At 69.3% G+C, this 19,119-nt stretch carries 22 protein-coding genes; 13 read left to right on the plus strand and 9 right to left on the minus strand.

Annotated elements, in window-relative coordinates:
* Positions 1-142: 142 nt before the first annotated feature.
* Positions 143-1,264 (minus strand): DNA polymerase III subunit beta, encoded by a 1,122-nt coding sequence (dnaN, locus tag ABOZ73_RS09580; RefSeq protein ID WP_369057933.1) that lies wholly within the window; start codon positions 1,262-1,264, stop codon positions 143-145.
* Between the two features lie 175 nt (positions 1,265-1,439).
* Between dnaN and ABOZ73_RS09585 the strand changes: the two genes are divergently transcribed.
* On the plus strand, positions 1,440-1,688 hold the full coding sequence (locus ABOZ73_RS09585) for a DUF2061 domain-containing protein (RefSeq protein WP_369057934.1): 249 nt from the start codon (positions 1,440-1,442) through the stop codon (positions 1,686-1,688).
* Here the strand turns inward: ABOZ73_RS09585 and grpE are convergent.
* Both grpE and hrcA read right to left on the minus strand, forming a co-directional pair.
* On the minus strand, positions 1,634-2,263 hold the full coding sequence (gene grpE / locus ABOZ73_RS09590) for a nucleotide exchange factor GrpE (protein WP_369057935.1): 630 nt from the start codon (positions 2,261-2,263) through the stop codon (positions 1,634-1,636). The genes ABOZ73_RS09585 and grpE overlap by 55 nt on opposite strands.
* A gap of 7 nt (positions 2,264-2,270) precedes the next feature.
* Complete coding sequence (gene hrcA / locus ABOZ73_RS09595) at positions 2,271-3,344, minus strand: heat-inducible transcriptional repressor HrcA (protein WP_369057936.1); 1,074 nt, start codon at positions 3,342-3,344, stop codon at positions 2,271-2,273.
* 77 nt (positions 3,345-3,421) lie between these two features.
* Here hrcA and rph point away from each other — a divergent pair, with 77 nt between their 5' ends.
* From rph to ABOZ73_RS09610, 3 genes are all read left to right on the plus strand, one after another.
* Positions 3,422-4,138, plus strand: coding sequence for a ribonuclease PH (rph, locus tag ABOZ73_RS09600; RefSeq protein WP_369057937.1), 717 nt, complete (start codon positions 3,422-3,424; stop codon positions 4,136-4,138).
* Between the two features lie 28 nt (positions 4,139-4,166).
* Complete coding sequence (locus ABOZ73_RS09605) at positions 4,167-5,198, plus strand: helix-turn-helix domain-containing protein (protein ID WP_369057938.1); 1,032 nt, start codon at positions 4,167-4,169, stop codon at positions 5,196-5,198.
* Positions 5,199-5,280: 82 nt separating this feature from the next.
* The gene (locus ABOZ73_RS09610) at positions 5,281-5,994 is read left to right on the plus strand and encodes a lysostaphin resistance A-like protein (protein WP_369057939.1); all 714 of its coding nucleotides are present in this window, start codon (positions 5,281-5,283) and stop codon (positions 5,992-5,994) included.
* On the opposite strand, the gene ABOZ73_RS09615 is transcribed toward ABOZ73_RS09610, so the two are convergent.
* From ABOZ73_RS09615 to ABOZ73_RS09625, 3 genes are all read right to left on the minus strand, one after another.
* Positions 5,991-6,242 carry a helix-turn-helix domain-containing protein gene (locus ABOZ73_RS09615; RefSeq protein WP_369057940.1) on the minus strand — a complete coding sequence of 84 codons (252 nt, stop codon included), beginning with the start codon at positions 6,240-6,242 and terminating at the stop codon, positions 5,991-5,993. The genes ABOZ73_RS09610 and ABOZ73_RS09615 overlap by 4 nt on opposite strands.
* A 24-nt stretch (positions 6,243-6,266) precedes the next feature.
* Positions 6,267-6,800, minus strand: a complete 534-nt coding sequence (locus ABOZ73_RS09620; protein WP_369057941.1) for a DUF2975 domain-containing protein — start codon at positions 6,798-6,800, stop codon at positions 6,267-6,269.
* 425 nt (positions 6,801-7,225) lie between these two features.
* A complete protein-coding gene (locus tag ABOZ73_RS09625; protein ID WP_369057942.1) occupies positions 7,226-7,813 on the minus strand; it encodes a glutathione S-transferase N-terminal domain-containing protein in 588 nt (195 codons plus the stop codon).
* 23 nt (positions 7,814-7,836) lie between these two features.
* Here ABOZ73_RS09625 and rdgB point away from each other — a divergent pair, with 23 nt between their 5' ends.
* The 9 genes from rdgB (at position 7,837) to ABOZ73_RS09670 (ending at position 16,519) form a co-directional block, all read left to right on the plus strand.
* Complete coding sequence (gene rdgB, locus ABOZ73_RS09630; RefSeq protein ID WP_369057943.1) at positions 7,837-8,439, plus strand: RdgB/HAM1 family non-canonical purine NTP pyrophosphatase; 603 nt, start codon at positions 7,837-7,839, stop codon at positions 8,437-8,439.
* Positions 8,436-9,578, plus strand: coding sequence for a radical SAM family heme chaperone HemW (hemW, locus tag ABOZ73_RS09635; RefSeq protein ID WP_369057944.1), 1,143 nt, complete (start codon positions 8,436-8,438; stop codon positions 9,576-9,578). The genes rdgB and hemW overlap by 4 nt, the downstream gene beginning before the upstream one ends.
* Before the next feature lie 38 nt (positions 9,579-9,616).
* The gene (gene rsmI, locus ABOZ73_RS09640) at positions 9,617-10,486 is read left to right on the plus strand and encodes a 16S rRNA (cytidine(1402)-2'-O)-methyltransferase (RefSeq protein WP_369057945.1); all 870 of its coding nucleotides are present in this window, start codon (positions 9,617-9,619) and stop codon (positions 10,484-10,486) included.
* Between the two features lie 2 nt (positions 10,487-10,488).
* A complete protein-coding gene (locus ABOZ73_RS09645; protein ID WP_369057946.1) occupies positions 10,489-10,863 on the plus strand; it encodes a YraN family protein in 375 nt (124 codons plus the stop codon).
* Positions 10,864-10,885: 22 nt separating this feature from the next.
* The gene (locus ABOZ73_RS09650; protein ID WP_369057947.1) at positions 10,886-11,701 is read left to right on the plus strand and encodes a SirB1 family protein; all 816 of its coding nucleotides are present in this window, start codon (positions 10,886-10,888) and stop codon (positions 11,699-11,701) included.
* Between the two features lie 54 nt (positions 11,702-11,755).
* Positions 11,756-12,700, plus strand: a complete 945-nt coding sequence (gene gshB, locus ABOZ73_RS09655) for a glutathione synthase (RefSeq protein ID WP_369057948.1) — start codon at positions 11,756-11,758, stop codon at positions 12,698-12,700.
* A gap of 577 nt (positions 12,701-13,277) precedes the next feature.
* Positions 13,278-14,276: an ATP-binding protein gene (locus ABOZ73_RS09660; protein WP_369057949.1), complete on the plus strand. Its 999-nt coding sequence runs from the start codon at positions 13,278-13,280 to the stop codon at positions 14,274-14,276.
* A 35-nt stretch (positions 14,277-14,311) separates the two neighbouring features.
* Complete coding sequence (locus ABOZ73_RS09665; protein WP_369057950.1) at positions 14,312-14,806, plus strand: response regulator; 495 nt, start codon at positions 14,312-14,314, stop codon at positions 14,804-14,806.
* Between the two features lie 36 nt (positions 14,807-14,842).
* Positions 14,843-16,519, plus strand: coding sequence for an MFS transporter (locus ABOZ73_RS09670; protein ID WP_369057951.1), 1,677 nt, complete (start codon positions 14,843-14,845; stop codon positions 16,517-16,519).
* A gap of 11 nt (positions 16,520-16,530) precedes the next feature.
* Here the strand turns inward: ABOZ73_RS09670 and ABOZ73_RS09675 are convergent, their stop codons facing one another.
* The 3 genes from ABOZ73_RS09675 to rlmN form a co-directional block, all read right to left on the minus strand.
* Entirely contained in the window at positions 16,531-17,361 is an 831-nt protein-coding gene (locus ABOZ73_RS09675) for a serine protease (protein ID WP_369057952.1), read from the minus strand.
* A 16-nt stretch (positions 17,362-17,377) separates the two neighbouring features.
* On the minus strand, positions 17,378-17,806 hold the full coding sequence (locus ABOZ73_RS09680; RefSeq protein WP_369057953.1) for a DUF350 domain-containing protein: 429 nt from the start codon (positions 17,804-17,806) through the stop codon (positions 17,378-17,380).
* Between the two features lie 70 nt (positions 17,807-17,876).
* Positions 17,877-19,049 carry a 23S rRNA (adenine(2503)-C(2))-methyltransferase RlmN gene (gene rlmN / locus ABOZ73_RS09685; protein WP_369057954.1) on the minus strand — a complete coding sequence of 391 codons (1,173 nt, stop codon included), beginning with the start codon at positions 19,047-19,049 and terminating at the stop codon, positions 17,877-17,879.
* Between the last annotated feature and the right edge of the window lie 70 nt (positions 19,050-19,119).

Below are 19,119 nucleotides of genomic sequence, written 5' to 3' on the forward strand. Positions count from 1 at the left end.
GCCGATCTCGCGGCGCTGGAGAGCCTGGGCCGACACGTCGGCGGCGGCGAACAGGCACAGCACGGCCGCGCCGAGGAACAGAGACTTCTTCACGATCAAACTCCCCCGCCCGCCCTCGGACCGGGGCGAGCTCGTTATGAACTCAGACCCGCAGCGGCATCAGCACGTAGCGCACGCCCGGATCAGCCGGATCGAGCACCAGGGTCGGGCTGGCCGGGTCGGCGAAGCGGAACTCCGCGGTGTCGGCGCCGATCTGGCCGCAGACGTCCAGCAGATAGCGGGCGTTGAAGCCGATCTCGAAGGGCTCGCCGTCGTAGTCGACCTCGACCTCTTCCACGGCCTGGCCGGCTTCCATGTTGCGGACGGTCAAGATGACCTTGCCCGGTTCCACGGCCAGCTTCACCGAACGGCTCTTTTCCGCCGAGATGGTGGCCACGCGGTCGACGGCCTTTGCGAACAGGCCGTTGTCGACCAGGAGAACCTTGGCGTTGTCCTTGGGGATGACGCGGACATAGTCGGGGAACGAGCCGTCGATGACCTTGGAGGTCAGGGCGGCGGCTCGGCCGAACTCCAGGCGCACCTTCTGGGGGCTGAGCTGCAGCTCGACGTTCTCGCCGGCGTCATCCAGCAGGCGGCGGATCTCGTTGATGGTCTTGCGCGGGACGATGACGCCCGGCGTGCCGGCGGCGCCTTCCGGCGCGGCCATTTCGGCCAGGGCCAGGCGGTGGCCGTCGGTAGCCACGGCGCGCAGCTTGGTCTCGCCGCCCTCGACCACGGTGTGGACGTACAGGCCGTTGAGATAGTAGCGCGTCTCTTCGGTGGAGATGGCGAAGCGGGTCTTGTCGATCAGGCGGATCAGGTCGCCGGTGTCGACGCTGATGCGGCCCGACAGACCGTCGGACGACATGACCGGGAAGTCGCCGGCCGGCAGGACCGGCAGGTTGAACTTGGAGCGGCCGGCCTGGATCTGCAGGCGCGGATCGTCGCCGTTGAAGCTGAGCGAGACATCGGCGCCGTCGGGCAGCTTGCGGACGATCTCGTACAGGGTCTGGGCCGGCGCCGTGATCTGGCCGGGGATATCGACCTGGGCCATGCCCTCGTCGATGATCTCCATGTCCAGGTCGGTGGCCGAGAAGCTGACCTGCTCGCGGTCGGCCGACAGCAGCACGTTGGACAGGATCGGGATGGTGTTGCGGCGCTCAACAACGCTCTGCACATGCCCCAGCGCCTTCAGAAGCGCCGCCCGCTCGATCGTAAGCTTCATGTCTAGTCCGGACTCGTGAGGCCGCAGGAGCCCCCGCGCGGCCTATGGAAAGGACCACGGACATTAGCCGAACTTGGCGCTTTAGGAAGAGGCAAGGGCCGCCTTTAGCCGCCTCTTGCAACCTATCCCCGCGATACTATGTTATTGAGAAGCATTCTCAACTAAGACATCGCACATGCGGCTCGCCCTGAAGACCCTGACCTACGCGACCATGCACCTGACGGTGGCCGTTGCCGTGGCGTACGTCCTGACCCGCAGCTGGAAGGTGGCGCTGGCGGTGGGGATCATCGAACCGATGGTCCAGACCATCACGTTCAATCTGCACGAACGGGCCTGGACGCGCGCCGACAAGCGGCGCGCGCAGAAGGATCAGGCCCGGGTGTCGACCGAACCGCCCTCGCCCGCCGCTTCGGCGCTGGCGTAGGGATTGGCGGCGGCGGTCGGCTCGGCCGGAGCCGTCTCGCCGATGCCGGTGGAGCCCTTGGCGGCGACCACCACCATGGCCGGACGCACCAGGCGGCCCAGCAGCTCATAGCCCGCCTGCAGGACCTGAATGACGCCGCCCGCGGCGACTTCCGTCGAGGGCTGCTCCATCATCGCCTGATGCAGGTGCGGGTCGAACTTGGAGCCCTTCACCGGATCGACGCGCTTGAGGCCATTGCGCTCGAAAGCGTCCATCAGGGCCTTTTCAGTCATCTCGATGCCGACCGTGAAAGTCTTCACCGGACCGTCCTCGGTCTCCTTGGGCGCGGCGGCCAGGGCGCGCGACAGGTTGTCGGCCACGCCAAGCAGGTCGCGGGAGAACTTCTGGATCGCGTAGGCGCGCGCCTCATTGGCCTCGCGCTCGGCGCGGCGGCGGGTGTTGTCGGCCTCGGCAGCGTAGCGAAGAACCTGTTCCTTCAGCGCGGCCACCTCGGCCTTCAGCGCTTCGGTCTCGGCGGCGGCGATCTCCGCGCCGTCGAAAGCTTCTTCGTTCGCCGGCGTTTGTTCGTCGGTCATGTCTCTCTCATCCGTCCAAAAGCTTGCCAAGGACCCTGGCGGTATAGTCCACCAATGGGATGACCCGGGCGTAATTCAAGCGGGCCGGGCCGATCACGCCGATCGCGCCCAACACCTTTTGCCGGCCCGTCATATAGGGCGCGGCGATCACAGCGGAACCCGAAAGCGAGAAAAGCCGCGTTTCGGCCCCGATGAATATACGCACGCCCTGGGCTTCGCGCACATTATCGAGCAGCCCGACCAGCTGCTCCTTCTGCTCCAGATCGTCGAACAGCATGCGTACCCGCTCCAGGTCCTCCATGGCGCCGGGCTCGGAGAGCAGGTTGGCGCGGCCGCGCACGATCAAGGCCCGTTCGGTTCCGTCGCCGCCGCCCCAGGCGGCCAGGCCGTCCTCCACCAGGCGGGCGGCGGTCTGGTCCAGCTCGCGCCGGGCGCGGTCCAGCTCGCCGCGCATCTCCAGCTTGGTCTCGGCCAGGGTGCGGCCGGCCAGGCGCGCGGCGAGGAAGTTCGACGCCTCGGTCAGGGCCGAGGGCGTCAGGCCCGCCGGCCGCTTCATCAGCCGGTTCTCGACCGTGCCGTCCTCGAAGACCATGACCGCCAGGGCCTGATCGGCGCCCAGGGCGATGAATTCCACGTGCTTGACGCCGGCGTCGCGCACCGGCGCCGAGACCACCCCCGCCCCGCCGGCCAGGCCGGACAACATGGCGCTGGCCTCGTTCATCACCTCTTCGAACGAATTGCCCTTGGCGAACAGGCGCGCGTCAATGGCGCGGCGCTCCTCCTCGGCCAGGTCGCCGACCTCCAGCAGGCCGTCCACGAACAGACGCAGGCCGGCATGGGTCGGCAGGCGGCCGGCGCTGGTGTGCGGCGCGCCCAGCAGGCCCAGCTGCGTCAGATCCTGCATGGTGTTGCGGATCGAGGCCGGGGACAGATGCACCCCGCCCTTGGACACCGTGCGCGAGCCCACGGGCTCGCCGGTCTCCAGATAGGTCTCCACCACGCGGCGGAAGATGTCGCGCGCCCGGCTGTCCAGATCGGTCAGGGACAGGGTCGGGGGCGCGCCGGGCAGGAACGACGTCATGGGGCCAGATGTAAGCGGCGTGGACGATCCGCGCCATATCTAGGATAAGCGGCGCCTTCACAGGAAAGCTTGCCCCCATGCGCCCGTCCGAACGCACCGCCGACGCCCTTCGCCCCGTGACCCTGGAGACCAAGGTCAACCGCTACGCCGAAGGTTCGTGCCTGATCGGCTTCGGCCACACCAAGGTTCTGGTCACCGCGACCGTGGAAGAGAGCCTGCCGGGCTGGCTGCGCGGCAAGGGCCAGGGCTGGGTCACGGCCGAGTACGGCATGCTTCCCCGCGCCACCCACAGCCGGGGTCGCCGCGAAGCCGCCGCCGGCAAGCAGAGCGGCCGCACCCAGGAAATCCAGCGCCTGATCGGCCGCTCCCTGCGCGCCGTGGTGGATCTGAAGGCCCTGGGCGAGCGCCAGATCACCCTGGACTGCGACGTCATCCAGGCCGACGGCGGCACCCGCACGGCGGCGATCACCGGCGCCTGGGTCGCCCTGCGCCTGGCCACCGGCTACCTGCTGGAGGAAGGCGTGCTGAAGGCCGATCCGATCCTGGACCAGGTGGCGGCGGTGTCCTGCGGCGTGTTCAACGGCGTGCCCGTCCTCGACCTCGACTACGAGGAGGATTCCAACGCCGAGGCCAACTCCAACTTCGTCCTGACCGGCGGCGGCGACATCGTCGAGATCCAGGCCACGGGCGAGAAGCGCGGCTTCAGCCGAGCCGAGTTCGAGGCCCTGTATGGTCTGGCGGAAAAGGGCATCGGCGAGCTGTTCGTGATGCAGCGCGCCGCCGCCGGGCTGTAGCGCCAAGGGGTCGGCCGCGATGCAGATCATGTCCTTGCAAGACCTGGACGTGATCGTGCGCGCAGCCGGCGCGACCCTGGCCCTGGCCGGGGTGTTTCTTCTGCACCGCGACGGCCATCGCCGGCTGGCCATGGCCTTCCTGCCCCTGGCGCTCGGCTTGGCCGGCTTTCTGGCCGGCAACACGCCTGAGACCGCCCTGCGCCTGGGCGGGATGGCCGGCTATGTGGGCAAGTTTCTGGCCGGCTGGGCGGCGGTCTTCCTGTGGTGGTTCTGCCTGGCGGTCTTTGATCGCGGCTTTCGGCCCAGGGGCGCGGTGCTGGCCACGGGCCTGGCCTGGATCATTATCGCTAGCGCGGATCGCGGCCTGTTCGGCCCGGCCCTGGAGGATCTGGGCCTATCCTGGATCCTGATCACGCTTGGTTTCGGCATGGTCGCCCACCTGGCCTGGCGGGTGATCCGCGACCGGGAGGGCGACCTGCTCGATCGTCGGCGCGGCGCGCGGATGATGGTGGTGGTCCTGCTGGGCGGGCAGCTTCTGGCCGACCTGGCGGTGGATGTGGTCCTGGGCATGGACTGGCAGCCGCACGCCTTTTCCATCCTCCAGAACGCCGGCTTCCTGCTGTTCGTCTGCTGGCTAGCCTGGGTCGGGTTCGAGACAGATGAACCGGCGCCGCCCATCCAGAAGAAGGCCGCAGCGCCCGTCGACACCGCCGAGGACACGCGGCTGAAGGATCGCCTGGGCTTCCTGATCGATGTGGAGCGGGTCCATCTCGACCCCGAGCTGACCTTTGACGGCTTCGTCCGCCAGATGGGCGCGCCGGAGCGGACCGTGCGCCGCCTGATCAACCACCAGCTCGGCCACGACCATTTCCGCAGCTTCCTGAACGCAAAGCGCGTGGACGAGGCCCGCCGCCTGCTGGCCGACCCGGGACGGCGGGGCGACAAGCTGATCGCCATCGCGCTGGACAGCGGCTTTTCCTCGCTGGCGTCCTTCAATCGCGTGTTCCGCGATGTCGCCCACACCACGCCCAGCGCTTTTCGCGCCCACGCCGGGTTCTGAGGAACGATCCGCCGCCTTCTGAGAAGCGCGGCCCTCACGGCGAAGCTAGGTCTCCGCGCAAATCAATTGCGGAGATACGCGCGTGAACAGTCTTATCGCAATCGCCGGCGTGCTGGGGCTGCTGCTCGCGGCGGGCGGCGTGATCGGGTTGCTGCGCCCGAGCCAGTTTCGCCCACTGTGGCTCTTTACGGCGGCGGGCCTGGTCCTGCTCGCCGACTTCCTGCTGACCCGCGGCTACGGCCTGCTGCCCAACCTGATCCCGGGAGAGCGCAACTGGCAGGGAATGATCCTGGCCCTGGCGACCGTGCTGGCCGTCGCCTCGACCCCGGCGTTCGGGTGGCGGGCCTCCTACCTGACGCCGGTCCAGGCGCCGGGCAGCCTCAAACCCGCCCTGCTGGTCTCGGCGCTCTATATGGGCTTCTTCCTGGCTCTCGCCTTGGCATTCCCCAACGGGCCGACCCTGGCCGAGGATCTCGCCTTCCAGCTCACCATGCCGGGGCTGATGGAGGAGGCCTTTTATCGTGGGGTGCTGCTGGTGGCGCTCGGCCGGGCGTTTACCGGACGCTTGAACCTGCTTGGCGTGGACTGGAGCTGGGGCGCGATCCTGTCCTGCGCCCTGTTCGGTCTGGCGCACGCCTTCGGCTTCTCGCGCGGGGCGTTCTCGTTCGATCCGCTGACCATGGCGTTGACCGCCATGCCGTCGCTGATCGCGGCGTGGCTGGTGTTGCGGACGCGGAGCATTCTGCTGCCGATCGTGCTGCACAACTTCGGCAACGCGATCATGCTGCTGGTCTAGCTGAGGCCGCCCTGCAGCTCTTCCTCGAAATCGTCGTCGGCCGGCCCCGGCTCGAAGACCAACAGGTCTCCAGGCTGGCAGCCCAGCTCGCGGCACAAGGCGTCGAGGGTCGAGAATCGGATGGCCCGCGCCTTGCCGGTCTTGAGGATCGACAGGTTGGCGATGGTCACGCCGACCCGGTCGGCGAGTTCGGTGAGGGACATGCGCCGTTCGGCGAGGACGCGGTCGAGCTGAACACGGATGGCCATGGGGCGACGCTCTGCCTGAAAACTCTAAATGGTCAGTTCAGCTTCGCGGCGAAGGCGGGCGCCCTCGCGGAAGATTTCGGCCAGCACCAGCACCACCAGCACTGAGAACCAGGCGGTCAGGTTGACCCCGCCGTCGATGCGGTTGGAGCCCGGCGCCAGCCACGCAGCGAGGCCCCAGAACGCGTAACGCCCCAGCTCCAGCCCGCCCAGCACCAGGCCCACGACCCGCAGGCGGCGCACATTGTCGGGATGGAAGGGGTCGCCCGCTGTCAGGGTCACGAAGATGCGGCGCAGACGGCCGACGATGATCAGCACCCCGCCCAGATAGAGGGCGGCGGCGGCCAGGACCCCGGCCAGCAGCGGGCCCTTGGCGGTCACCTCGCGGCCATCGTCGCCGCTGATGTGGATGCCCTTGAGCAGTTCGGGATTGAAGCTGAGCAGCAGCGCCCCGAGGGCGCAGAGCGCCAGCAGGGCCACGCCGGCCCAGAGCGCGAAATAGACGACGTCGAGGATGATCTTCAGAAAGCTCGATACCGAGCCCGGCCCCAAGGCGCGCATGCCTCAAATTCCCCTAGGTCGATCGTCCGGGGTCGTCCCCGAAACCCGCCGCCCGTCAGCCTCAAGGCCAGGGCGGACGGCGAGAATGCCTTGCGTCGGGCGGGCTTGGAAGCCGCCGACGACGGACGTCCTAGATCGAGCGGACCAGGAACATGGCGGCCGACAGGGGCAGGCCCGACAGCAGGGCGACGGTCAGAGCGGTCATCGACAGACGGTCGAGGGTGTTCATGAAGCGGGAGGCGGTCATTTCGGTCATCCTTTGTGCAGCGCAACATGAAGCGGGGCGACCCCGCTTCGGTGAGGCCGCGATGGCCTCGTTTCCTGTGGCACTACTTAGGATTTCGCCGAATACCAATCAAGGAACATATCGAAAAACGATATTAAACCTTTGCAATGAAATGAACCGGTTGTAATGCAGCGCAGCATCATTCCTTCGGCTCGGAGGCCTTCATCGACGGACGCTGGCTGATCGTCGCGTACCACTCGGTCAGGTGCGGGCGGCCCTCGCGCCAATCCAGCACCTTGCGGAAGTCCAGATAACCAAGCTGGGCGGCGACGGCGATCTCGCCGATCTGGAAGCGGCCGTCGAACTCGTCGTCCTCCAGGCTGTCGAGGGCGGCCAGGATGGCCGCGCGCTGGCGGGCGATCTGGTCGGCGTGTTGGTCGGCGACCGGGCGCTTTTCCTGGCCCACCACGCGTAGAGCCGCGTCGCCGATGCCGTCGGCCAGGGCCTGGGCGGTCAGGGCGCGCCAGCGCTCCGGCCCGTTGGCCGGGAACAGGCGGCCGCCGGCCAGGACGTCGAGGTGCTCGCAGATCACCCGGCTGTCGAAGATGATCTCCCCGTCGCCGGTGACTAGGGTTGGCACCTTCGACAGTGGATTTTGCCCCCGCAGGGTCTCGTCGGTCCACGGATCGACCGCCGCCAGCTGGATGCGATCCTCCAGCTCCAGCTCGATCATGGCCACACGCACCTTGCGGGCGAAGGGCGAGGTGGGCGAGTAGAGCAGCTGCATGGATTGAACCTCAGGAGACGGCCATGGCTTTGACCCTCGCCCCCGGACTTAAGATCGTGGCCGCCACGCACAACCCAGGAAAAGCAAAGGAGCTGGCAGCCCTCCTGGAAGGTCGCTTCGAAATCGTCACCGCCGGGTCCCTGAACCTGCCCGAGCCGGAAGAGACCGAGAGCACCTTCGTGGGCAACGCCCTGCTCAAGGCTCGGCACGCAGCGGACCTGTCGAACATGATCGCCATCGCCGACGATTCCGGCGTCTCGGTCACCGCCCTGGACGGCGCGCCGGGCATCTTTTCGGCCCGCTGGGCCGGGCCGGAGAAGGACTTCGCCATGGCCATGAAGAAGGTCGAGGAGCGGATCGAGGAGACCGGCTCCCAGGACCGCAGCGCCTGGTTCACCAGCGCCCTGGCCGTCTGCTGGCCCGATGGCGGCCCGGCCGTGGTGGTCGAGGGCCGCGTCGACGGGACGCTGGTCTTCCCGGCGCGCGGCGACAAGGGCTTCGGCTATGATCCGATCTTCATCCCCGAGGGCCATGACCAGACCTTCGGCGAGATGGAGCAGTCGGCGAAGGAGGCGATCAGCCACCGCACCCGCGCCTTCGAGAAGCTGAAAGCCGCCCTGTTTTGACGCTGCCGCTCGCCGTCTATGTCCATTGGCCGTACTGCGCGAAGGTCTGCCCCTATTGCGACTTCAACGTCGTGCGCGATCGGGGACGGACGGACGAGCAGGCGGCCCTGGCGGCGGCGATCATCGACGACCTGAACGGCTGGCGCGACCTGACCGGGCCGCGCCGCCTGACCTCCATCTTCCTGGGCGGCGGCACCCCGTCGCTGATGGACCCGGCGGCGGCGGCGCGGGTGATCGACACGGCCCGCGCCCTGTGGGACGCCGAGCCTGACCTGGAGATCAGCCTGGAGGCCAATCCGACCGACGCCGAGGCGGACCGGTTCGAGGCTTTCGCGGCGGCGGGGGTGACGCGGTTGTCCCTGGGGGTGCAAGCGCTGGACGACGCGTCCCTGGCCTTTCTGGGCCGCAACCACGACGCCGACACCGCCCGCCGGGCGGCGCGCAAGGCGGCGGCGACCTTCCCCCGCCTGTCCATGGACATGATCTACGCCCGCCCCGGCCAGACGCCGCAAGGCTGGGCGGCGGAGCTGGGCGAAGTGCTGGATTTCGGGCCGGAGCACATCTCTCCCTATCAGCTGACCATCGAGGCGGGCACCGCCTTCGACCGCGCCGTGGGGCGTGGCCGCTTCACGCCGCCGGACGAGGACCTGGCGGCCGCCCTGTTCGAGACCACCCAGGGCGTTCTCGAAGCCGCCGGTTTCGACGCCTATGAGGTCTCCAACCACGCCCGGGGCGAAGCGGCGCGGTCGCGGCACAACCTCGCCTACTGGCGGGGCTACGACTATGTCGGCGTCGGGCCGGGAGCCCATGGCCGCCTGACCCGCGACGGCGCGCGCGTCGCCACCGCCGCCGAGCGCCGGATCGGCGACTACATCACCCGGGTGGGCGGCGATGGGACCGGCTTCGAGCGCGAACCCCTGAGCGCTGTCGAGGCGGCGGAGGAGCGCCTGCTGATGGGCCTGCGCATCGACGCGGGGGTGGGCTTCGACGAGGTCGCGCCCCTGGGCCTGACCCCCGACCACCCCCGCATCGCCCATCTGGCCGCCGAGGGCCTGCTGATGGACGACCGCGAGCGCCTGCGCGCCACCCGCCAGGGGCGGCTGGTTCTGGACTCGCTCACCGCCGCCCTGATCGTCTGACTTTGGCCGTCCCGGCCGAACCTGTTATGCGAGGGCCGATGGCCCAGCACCCGCCCCCGCCCCCCCTGTCGACCGCTCCGCTCGCGCCCGGCCTCTATGTGGTCGCCACGCCGATCGGCAATCTGCGCGACATCACCCTGCGGGCGCTGGACGTGCTGAACGCCGCCGATCTGGTGCTGGCCGAGGACACCCGCGTCACCGGCAAGCTGCTGTCGGCCTACAACCTGTCCAAGCGCATGGAGCGCTATGACGAGCACGCGGCCGAGCGTGCGCGGCCCAAGGTGATGGCGGCGCTGGAAGGCGGCGGGCGGGTGGCCCTGGTCTCCGACGCCGGCACGCCCCTGGTCTCCGATCCCGGCTACCGGCTAGTGAAGGAGGTCGTCGAGGCCGGCTACACGGTCTATCCGATCCCCGGCGCCTCGGCGGCGCTGGCGGCCCTGACCCTGGGCGGCCTGCCCACCGACCGCTTCATGTTCGTGGGCTTCGCCCCGCCCAAAAGCGCCGCGCGCCGCACCTTCCTGAGCGAGTTCGCCGCCGTGCGGGCGACCCTGATCTTCTATGAGAGCGGCCCGCGCCTGGCCGATAGCCTGGCCGACATGGCCGCCGTGTTCGGCGGCGACCGCCAAGCCGCCGTGGCGCGCGAGATCACCAAGCTGCACGAGACCTGCATTCGCGGCACGCTTTCGGAACTGGCCGCCGACCCGAAGCTGGACAGCCCCAAGGGCGAGATCGTCGTCCTGGTCGGCCCCGGCGAGGAGCAGGCCGCCACGGCCGAAGACGCCGACACCGCCCTGGCCGAGGCTCTGACCCGCATGGGCCCCGCCGACGCGGCCTCAGAAGTGGCCAAGGCCCTGGGCCTTCCCCGGCGTGAGCTTTACCGCCGCGCCCTGGACCTCAAGGGCGCCTGAGGATGAGCCAGGTCGGCTCCGCCCGCGGCGCGGCCGCTCGGCTTTCCGGCCGGCGGGGCGAGGCCCTGGCGGCGACGTGGCTTATGCTGAGGGGTTATCGCATCCTGGGATTCCGCCTGCCGACACCCATGGCCGAGATTGACCTGCTGGCCGTGTGCGGCCGGGTCCTGGCCGTGGTCGAGGTCAAGCCACGCCGCACCCTGGACGAGGCGCTGAAGGCCGTGCGGACAGATCAGAGGGAACGCCTGCGCCGCGCAGGCGCTCACATAGCCGCACTGCGATCCGCGCTGCGAGACACCGCGGTTCGTCTGGATCTGATCGCGCTCGCCCCCGGGCGCGCACCACGTCATATTCCCGACGCCTGGGCCGGGGCGTAGGAATCGGCTGAAGGGGATCGCCGTGGACCGCGAAGAGGCGGAAGAGCTGCTGAACGCCGCTGGGCGCGCCGGGGACGCGGATTTTCCGCTGTTCGAGGCGGCGCTCGCCTGCGCCGTGCATGACGATCCGTCCCGTGATCCTCAGATCGCCCGCAACCTGGCCGACGAGGCGGTGGCCCGCGTCCGTGACCGGCTGGAACGCGAAAGCCCCGAGGAAGCCATCGCCGAGGCCCTGTCCGGCGACCTGCGCCTGTCGGGCGACCTGATCACCTATGACAACCCCGACAACGCCGACGTCATCTCCGTGGCCGACCGCCGCAAGGGCCTGCCGGTGGCGTTGGGGATCTTCTACCTGCACGCCGCCCGCAAGACCGGCCTTAACCTTCAGGGCGTCGATTTTCCGGGGCACTTCCTGCTGCGCATCGAGACGGACGAAGGCCCGCTGGCGCTCGACCCGTTCAGCGAGGGGCGCGTGGTCCTGCCGTCGGAGCTGACCCGCCGCGCCCTGCGCACCGGCCTGACGCCTGACGTGGCGGCCAAGCTGGACGTGCTGATGGCCCCCGCTCCAGACCGCAGCGTGCTGATCCGCCTGCAGAACAACATCTTCGCTCGCGCCCAGGCGGCCGGCGACTGGGCGCGGGCCGAGCGCTCCGCCCTGCGCCGTGCCCTGCTCGACCCAACTGACCACCGGCCCTGGCTGGACGTGGCGGCGGCCCGCGAGGGGCAAGGCGCCCTGGCCGGGGCGCTGCAGGCCCTGGCCCAGGCCCAGTTCTTGGACGGGGGCGCCGCCCTCGCCGCCCGCGCCCAGCGCGAGCGTGTCCGGATGCGGCTGAACTAGGCTTTTGCGGCGGCAGCGCCTATCTGATCGGCCAAGGTCGATTGAGGAGCCGTCATGTCCCTGCGCGTCGCCGTACAGATGGACCCCGTTGATGGGGTCAACATCGAGTCCGACACCACATTCCTAATGATGTTGACGGCGCGGGAGCGCGGCCATTCGCTGTGGTTCTACACCCCTGATAAGCTGAGCCTGGAGGACGGACGGGTGTTCGCCCGCGCTCACAAGCTTGAGATCCAACCGGTCCAGGGCGACCACGCCAAGCTGGGGCCGGTCGAGGTCCTCGACCTGGCCGAGGACGTCGATGTGATCCTGATGCGTCAGGACCCGCCCTTCGACATGCACTACATCACCGCCACCCACCTGCTGGAGCGGGTGCATCCCAAGACCCTGGTGGTCAACAATCCGGTCGAGGTGCGCAACGCTCCGGAAAAGCTGTTCGTCACCAGCTTCCCCGGCGTACAGCCGCCGACCCTGATCACCAGCGACCGGGAGGCGATCTACGACTTCCGCGAACGCCACGGCGACGTGGTGCTCAAGCCCCTGCACGGCCTGGGCGGCCTGGGCGTGGTGCGCCTGCGGCCCGACGATCCCAATCTCGACGCCCTGCTGGAGCTGCACGGCATGGCCAGCCGCGATCAGGTGGTGGTCCAGAAGTTCGTCCCCGCCGTCAGCAAGGGCGACAAGCGAATCCTGCTGATCGACGGCGTGCCGGTGGGCGGCATCAACCGCGTCCCGGCCGAGGGGCAGGTGCGCTCCAACCTCGCGCGCGGCGGCACGGCCCATCCGTTCGAGCTGACCGCCCGCGATCTGGAGCTGTGCGCCATCATCGGCCCGGAGCTGAAGGCCCGCGGCCTGCTGTTCGTCGGCATCGACGTGATCGGCGACTACATGACCGAGATCAACGTCACCTCCCCGACCGGCGCGCAACAGCTCAAGCGCTTCACCGGGATCGACGCCACGGCGGCGCTGTTCGAGCGGATCGAAGCGCTGGCGGTTTGACGACCGACGCAGGTTTGGTTTTTCGAAGCTGTGGCCGGTCACCATGAAGGCGAGCGGGACCACCGCCTCCCTCAGCGTGGGTGATTTGATTTCCATGAAGGCCTCGCCGGGCGTCGCCGTCCTGAAGGTCGGCGACCTCGTCATGAAAGCCGGGCCGGACGGCGCGTCCCTGAACTGGGGCGACTTGCTCAACCTCGTCGATCAAGGCTCGCCCCTGACGCCGCGCGCCGTGGTCGAATGGGCGGGGACGCCTTCGTCTTTCAGGACGCGGGTAATCCCGTGCTCATGGCCCTCGTCGGGCTTCCGGCCAAGGCCACCGGGCTGGCGACGTCCAGCTGAGCTAAACTGGGCCAAGTTTAAGTGTGAAGGCTAGATGACTGATCGTCTTCATTTTCTTTCTTAGTTCTTGATCCGTTCCCGATCCGACCCGACACACCAAGCCCTGTGGATAACTTTCGCGTGCTGATGCATGCCTGCACGTCTGCGACCGCGGCGTTCGAAGAACTCGAGCCTGCGACATTCTGAAACAAGCTTGGCTCATACGGCCCGTTAAGGGGCTGGCTCTTATGGTGTGCGGATGAACCGGACCCCGCCGAAGAGCGTCACGCCTGAACAGCTGGCTACCCTGAGTCACGAATTCCGCACGCCGCTGAACGGGGTCCTGGGCGTCGCCCGCCTGCTGGAAGGCACGCGCCTGACGGCGGAGCAGCGCTCCTATGTCGCCGCCCTGCGCGACAGCGGCGACCACCTGCTGTCCCTGGTCAACGACCTGCTTGACTTCGCGCGCCTGGGCGAGGGCCGCGTGGAGCTGCATCCGGCCCCCGTGCAAGTGGAGACCCTGCTGCGCCAGGTCTGCGAGCTGATGAGCCCGCGCGCCGACGAAAAGGGCATCGAGATCGGCTGGGCCGCCGCGCCCGGCGTCGGCGAGGTGATGGCCGACGAGGGCCGTCTGCGTCAGGTTCTGCTCAACTTCGTCGGCAACGGCGTGAAGTTCACCGTCAGCGGCGGCGTGCTGCTGTCGGCCGAGCCGGCCGGCGACGGCCGCGTGCGCTTCACCGTCTCCGACACCGGTCCGGGCGTGCCCGTCGCCGCCCGCGAAAAGATCTTCCAGCCCTTCGTCCAGGCCGAGACCGCCGGCCATCCGGGCGGCACGGGTCTGGGCCTGGCCATCGTGCGCCGTCTGGCCGACGCCATGGACGGGACCGTCGGGGTCGAGGGCGAGGAAGGCAATGGCGCCGACTTCTGGTTCGAGGCGCCCCTGCCCGCCGTCGAGGCCGCGCCGTTCGAAGCCGCGCTGAAGGGCATGACGGTCGCCGTCGCCTCGCCCAACGCCATCGTCCGCGAAGCCGCCGCCCAGCAGATCGCCGCCAGCGGCGGTCGCGCGGTGGTCGGTCGTGACATCGAATCCGTCCTGCGCGCCGCCCCCACAGAGGCTGTGATCCTGGTCGACGTCGCCCTTTCCGAGGGCAAGAAGGGTTTCCGTCCGCCGGCCGAGCGCGCCTGTGTGGTGCTGCTGCGCGCCGAGGAACGGGGCGCCTCGACCGCCTGCGGGCCGACGGCTTCCTTGGCTATCTGATCAAGCCCCTGCGCCGTGCGTCCCTGGCCGACCGGGTGCTGGCCGCCCGCGCCGCCTTCCAGGGCGCGGCTCAGCCGGAGACCGAAAGCCGTGTGACCGAGGACGAGCGTATCGCCGCCGCCGCCGCGCCGGGCCTGCGCGTCCTGCTGGCCGAGGACAATCCGATCAACGCCCTGCTGGCCCGCGCCCTGCTGGAGCGCGAGGGTTGCCGGGTGGACCGCGTGGCCAGCGGACAGGAGGCGCTCGCCGCCCTGGCCGCCGGCGCCTATGACCTGATCCTCATGGACCGCCGCATGCCCGACCTGGGCGGGGTCGAGGCGACCCGCATCCTGCGCGCCCGCGGGGTGAAGACCCCGGTGGTCGCCCTGACCGCCGACGCCTTCGAGGACGACCGCCGCGAATGCCTGGGCGCCGGCATGGACGATTTCCTGGTCAAGCCGATCAGCGCCGACGCCATGCGCTCGGTCCTGTCGCGATGCGTCGCGGGCGGCTGGACGCAGGACCCGGCTCGCGCCAAGTTCGCCTCCTGACGCGGAGGGCCCATCGCCCTCCAGCCGGGGGAAGCGATGAGCGAGACGACCCAGACCAAACCCAAGCGCAGCCTGCTGCAGGCGCTGGCCATCTATCGCGAGCGGCGCAGCCTGGTGATGCTGGGCCTCGGGTTCGCGGCGGGCCTGCCGTACATGCTGATCTTCGACACCCTGTCGGTTTGGCTGCGCAACTCCGGCCTGTCGCTGGCGGTGATCGGCTTCTTCAGCCTGGCCACCCTGTCCTTCTCGTTCAAGTTCCTGTGGGCGCCGCTGATCGACCGGGCGACCATCCCCGGCCTGACCCGGCTTCTGGGCCATCGCCGATCCTGGATGCTGGTCTGCCAGCTTCTGATCATGCTGGGCCTGTGGCTGGTCTCGGGCCTCGACCCCGCGCGCAATCTCGGCCTGATGGCGATCGTCGCCGTGGCAGTGGGCTTCTTCACCGCCACCCATGACATCGTCATCGACGCCTGGCGCATCGAAGTGGCGGGCGAAGAAGGCCAGGGCCCCCTGGCGGCGGCGGTCCAGTGGGGCTTCCGGGGCGCCATGGTGGCCGCCGGCGCCGTGCCGCTGTTGCTGGCGGAAAGCTTCGGCTGGAACATCTCCTACGCCATCATGTCGGCGGTGATGGTGGTCGGCGTCATCGCCACCCTGGCCGCCCCGCGTGAGGCGGCGCACGATATCCGGCCGATCCCCACCGGCGATGTGAAGCAGTCCGGCGCGCTCCAGGCCCTGGAATGGATCCTGCGCCTGGCCGTTCTGCTGGTCGGCGCCCTGCTGCTGGGCTCCGGCCTGGCGGGCGACGCCAGCCTGCTGTCGCAAGTGGCGGGCGGCGAGACGCTGGCCGACGCCTGGACCGATAAGCAGTCCGGCGTCTGGCTGCAGCTGGGCGGGGTGGCCGCCGGCCTGCTGATCGTGGTGGCCGCCGCGTGGCCGGTCCCCAAGGTGCGCACCAAGCCGGGGGTCTATCTGTCCACCGCGCTGGGCGCGCCGCTGGGCGAGTTCATGCGCCGCTACAAGGGCGTCGCCGGCCTGATCCTGGCGACCATCTGCCTGTACCGGGTGGCCGACTTCGTCCTCAACATCATGAACCCGTTCTACCGGGACCTGGGCTTCACCCTCACCGAGATCGCCGAGGTGCGGAAGGTGTTCGGCATCATCGCCTCCATGCTGGGCGTGGCCCTGGGCGGCCTGCTGGTGGCGCGGCTGAGCATCATGCGGGTGCTGGTCATCGGCGCCTTCGCCGGGCCGATCAGCAACCTGATCTTCATCTGGCTGGCGGCGCAGGGCCATTCGATCCCGGCCCTGTTCATCGCCATCTGCCTGGACAACCTGGCGGGCGGCGTCGCGGGCACGGCCCTGATCGTCTACATGTCGAGCCTGACCACCACCGGCTTCACCGCCACCCAGTACGCCATGTTCACCTCGCTCTACGCCCTGCCCGGCAAGCTGATCGCCTCACAGTCGGGACGGCTGGTGGAGTGGGCGGCCAGGACTGCCGAGGCCGGCGGGCCGCTGGGCGCGCTGAAGGGCATGTTCGCCGGCCTGACCCCGGAAAGCTACGTGGCCGCCGGCGCCAAGCTGGGCGTCAGCCCCGCCGCCATGGGCGTCGGCTACAGCGTGTTCTTCATCTATTCGGCGCTGATCGGGGTGGTGGCCATCGGGCTTTGCCTGGCTGTGGCGGCCAAGCAGCCCAAGGCTATCGGGGCCTAGTTGGCCTGAATCTAGTTCGCCAGGCAGACCACCTGGGCCACGCGCAGATCGCGGCGCAAGCTGTCAGCCACGCGACCATAGTTGTCGACGGTGATCGGCTCGCCCATGGCCAAGCCGCCACGACGGCCGCCGGCCAGCTTCAGGCTTTCCACCACCGTCTCGGGCGCCGTGGTGTAGATGCGGCCGCGACGGGGCGCCTCGGCCACGGTCACGCCGATGACCCGGCCGGCGTTGTCGAGCGCGGGGGCGCCGGACAGGCCCGCCAGCGTGCCCTTGAGCGTGTCGGTGCGCCCGACCTCGGCCCAGACCAGAACCGGCTCGGTCCGCGCTCCGCGACCACGGACCACCAGCCGCTCCCGCCCCAGCAGACGCGACGCCGCCTCGCCGGGCTGACCCTGCGGGAAACCGGGATGGAACGCGCGGTCGCCCCGGCGCAGAGGCCGGTCCAGACCCAGCGGCAGGGCGCCGGAGCCGCCTTCGGTCTGTAGGACGGCCACGTCGGCCTTCGGGTCGATGCGCACCCGGGCGGCGACGCCGCGACCGTCGGCGACGACAATGGCGGCCTGGCGGCAGCCGTCGACCACGTGACGGGCGGTCAGCCAGGCGCCGCTGTCATCAACCGAGAAGGCGGTGCCCGATCCTTGCTGCGGGGCGAAGGGGGCGTCGACCACGATTTCCGGGTCGAAGGGGGAGGCCGGGCCCAGCGGGACGCCTTCCTCGCCCGCCACGGGTGGCGGGGGCGGAGGCGCGTCGGCGCGCTCCTGTCGGCCGACGGCGGCGATCAGCAGCGCGCAGACCACCGCGGCATAGACCAGCCAGTCGGGAAGACGAGGGAAGTGCATGGGCGGCGCGGGCCGCTCAGCCCGCCACGGCGGCGGCGAGGATCAGGGCGGTGGCGATCTTGGCCCCGACCAGCAGGGCGGCGGCGGCCACCTCGCCCTCCTGGATCCGCTGGGGCAGGCCCTTGAGGATCATGTCGGTGACGCGGAAGACGAAGAGCTGGACCATGGTCGTCGCCGCTCCCCAGATCGCGATATCAATCAGCGAGGTGGAGGCGCGCAAGGACACGGCCAGGGGGATCGCCAGGCCGACCATCACCCCGCCCAGCGACAGGGCGGCGGCGGCGTTGCCCTCGCGGATCAGCTTCACTTCCCGGTGCGGGGTCAGCAGGGCGTAGAGCACCGTGCCGAGCAGCAGGATGACGATCGTCGTCCCCGCGTGCAGCAGGGTGGTCGGAAAGCCCGTGGCGAAGGCCTGGATCTCAGGCGACTGAAGTTCTGGCGGCATGAACGCGACAATCCCCGAACGACGCTGACCGCACCGTTAACATGGCGGCGCTTCGAAGCGATGACGCAAATTATTCAGCCGCGACGACGGTCTCTTCAACCGCCTTGCGGCGGGCGCTGGCGCGAATCTTCTCGCTTTCGGACTTCAGCTGGCCGCAGGCGGCCAGGATGTCCCGTCCGCGCGGCGTGCGGATCGGCGAGGCGTAGCCGGCGCGGTTGATGACGGCGGCGAACTTCTCGATCGTTCCCCAGTCCGAGCATTCGTACGGGCTGTTGGGCCACGGATTGAACGGGATCAGGTTGATCTTGGCCGGCACGCCCTTGAGCAGCTGGACCAGGGCCTTGGCCTCGGCCGGACTGTCGTTGACGCCCTTGAGCATCACGTACTCGAAGGTCACGCGGCGGGCGTTGGAGATGCCCGGATAGGCGCGGATGCCGTCCATCAGCTCCTTGATCGGGTACTTCTTGTTCAGCGGCACCAGCTTGTCGCGCAGCTCGTCGTTGGTGGCGTGCAGGCTGATGGCCAGCATCGCGCCGGTCTGGTCGCCCAAGGCGGTCAGCTGCGGAATCACGCCGGAGGTCGACACGGTGATCCGGCGGCGCGAGATGGCGATGCCCTCGTCGTCGCTGATGATGTCGATGGCGGCGGCCACGGCGTCCAGATTGTAGAGCGGCTCGCCCATGCCCATGAAGACGATGTTGGACAAGCGGCGCTCCTCGCGGTCGCTCGGCCATTCCTCCAGGTCGTCCTTGGCCACCTGCACCTGGGCGACGATCTCGGCCGCGGTGAGGTTGCGCACCAGGGGCTGGGTGCCCGTGTGGCAGAAGGTGCAGTTGAGGGTGCAGCCCACCTGGCTGGAGACGCACAGCGCGCCGGCCCGACCCACGTCGGGGATGTAGACGGTCTCGACCTCGATCCCCGGAGCCATGCGGATCAGCCACTTGCGGGTGCCGTCCTTGGACACCTGACGCTCCACCACCTCGGGACGGGAGATCACGAAACGCTCGGCCAGGGCGGCGCGCAGGTCTTTTGCCACGTCGCTCATCTGGGCGAAGTCGGTGACCCCGCGATGGTGCATCCAGCGCCACAGCTGGGTGGTCCGCATGCGCGCCTTGGCCGGCTCGACCACGCCGCTGTCGACCAGGGCGGCCGTCAGCTCCGCCCGGGTGAGGCCGGACAGGTTTTGCGGAAGCGAGGGCGCATCGGCGCGCGCCGGTCGGGCGAGGTCGAGGGTGACGGTCACGGGAAAATCCAGATTGAGGGCCGGCTTATAGCAGATGGGCGTTAATCCCGCAAAAACAGGCCCCTGCGAC

The organism is Caulobacter sp. 73W (genome assembly GCF_041021955.1).
Taxonomy (GTDB): domain Bacteria; phylum Pseudomonadota; class Alphaproteobacteria; order Caulobacterales; family Caulobacteraceae; genus Caulobacter.

Bases quoted from the DNA above. Each gene is read 5' to 3' on its own strand.
- ABOZ73_RS09620 (WP_369057941.1), bottom strand. From the start codon at position 6,800: ATGCGCGCCTTGGGGCCGGGCTCGGTATCGAGCTTTCTGAAGATCATC.
- hrcA (WP_369057936.1), bottom strand. From the start codon at position 3,344: ATGACGTCGTTCCTGCCCGGCGCGCCCCCGACCCTGTCCCTGACCGAT.
- gshB (WP_369057948.1), top strand. From the start codon at position 11,756: ATGTCCCTGCGCGTCGCCGTACAGATGGACCCCGTTGATGGGGTCAAC.
- ABOZ73_RS09615 (WP_369057940.1), bottom strand. From the start codon at position 6,242: ATGGCCATCCGTGTTCAGCTCGACCGCGTCCTCGCCGAACGGCGCATG.
- ABOZ73_RS09645 (WP_369057946.1), top strand. From the start codon at position 10,489: ATGAGCCAGGTCGGCTCCGCCCGCGGCGCGGCCGCTCGGCTTTCCGGC.
- rdgB (WP_369057943.1), top strand. From the start codon at position 7,837: ATGGCTTTGACCCTCGCCCCCGGACTTAAGATCGTGGCCGCCACGCAC.
- rph (WP_369057937.1), top strand. From the start codon at position 3,422: ATGCGCCCGTCCGAACGCACCGCCGACGCCCTTCGCCCCGTGACCCTG.
- ABOZ73_RS09675 (WP_369057952.1), bottom strand. From the start codon at position 17,361: ATGCACTTCCCTCGTCTTCCCGACTGGCTGGTCTATGCCGCGGTGGTC.
- ABOZ73_RS09605 (WP_369057938.1), top strand. From the start codon at position 4,167: ATGTCCTTGCAAGACCTGGACGTGATCGTGCGCGCAGCCGGCGCGACC.
- grpE (WP_369057935.1), bottom strand. From the start codon at position 2,263: ATGACCGACGAACAAACGCCGGCGAACGAAGAAGCTTTCGACGGCGCG.
- ABOZ73_RS09660 (WP_369057949.1), top strand. From the start codon at position 13,278: ATGAACCGGACCCCGCCGAAGAGCGTCACGCCTGAACAGCTGGCTACC.
- ABOZ73_RS09670 (WP_369057951.1), top strand. From the start codon at position 14,843: ATGAGCGAGACGACCCAGACCAAACCCAAGCGCAGCCTGCTGCAGGCG.
- rsmI (WP_369057945.1), top strand. From the start codon at position 9,617: ATGGCCCAGCACCCGCCCCCGCCCCCCCTGTCGACCGCTCCGCTCGCG.
- dnaN (WP_369057933.1), bottom strand. From the start codon at position 1,264: ATGAAGCTTACGATCGAGCGGGCGGCGCTTCTGAAGGCGCTGGGGCAT.
- ABOZ73_RS09625 (WP_369057942.1), bottom strand. From the start codon at position 7,813: ATGCAGCTGCTCTACTCGCCCACCTCGCCCTTCGCCCGCAAGGTGCGT.
- ABOZ73_RS09585 (WP_369057934.1), top strand. From the start codon at position 1,440: ATGCGGCTCGCCCTGAAGACCCTGACCTACGCGACCATGCACCTGACG.
- ABOZ73_RS09680 (WP_369057953.1), bottom strand. From the start codon at position 17,806: ATGCCGCCAGAACTTCAGTCGCCTGAGATCCAGGCCTTCGCCACGGGC.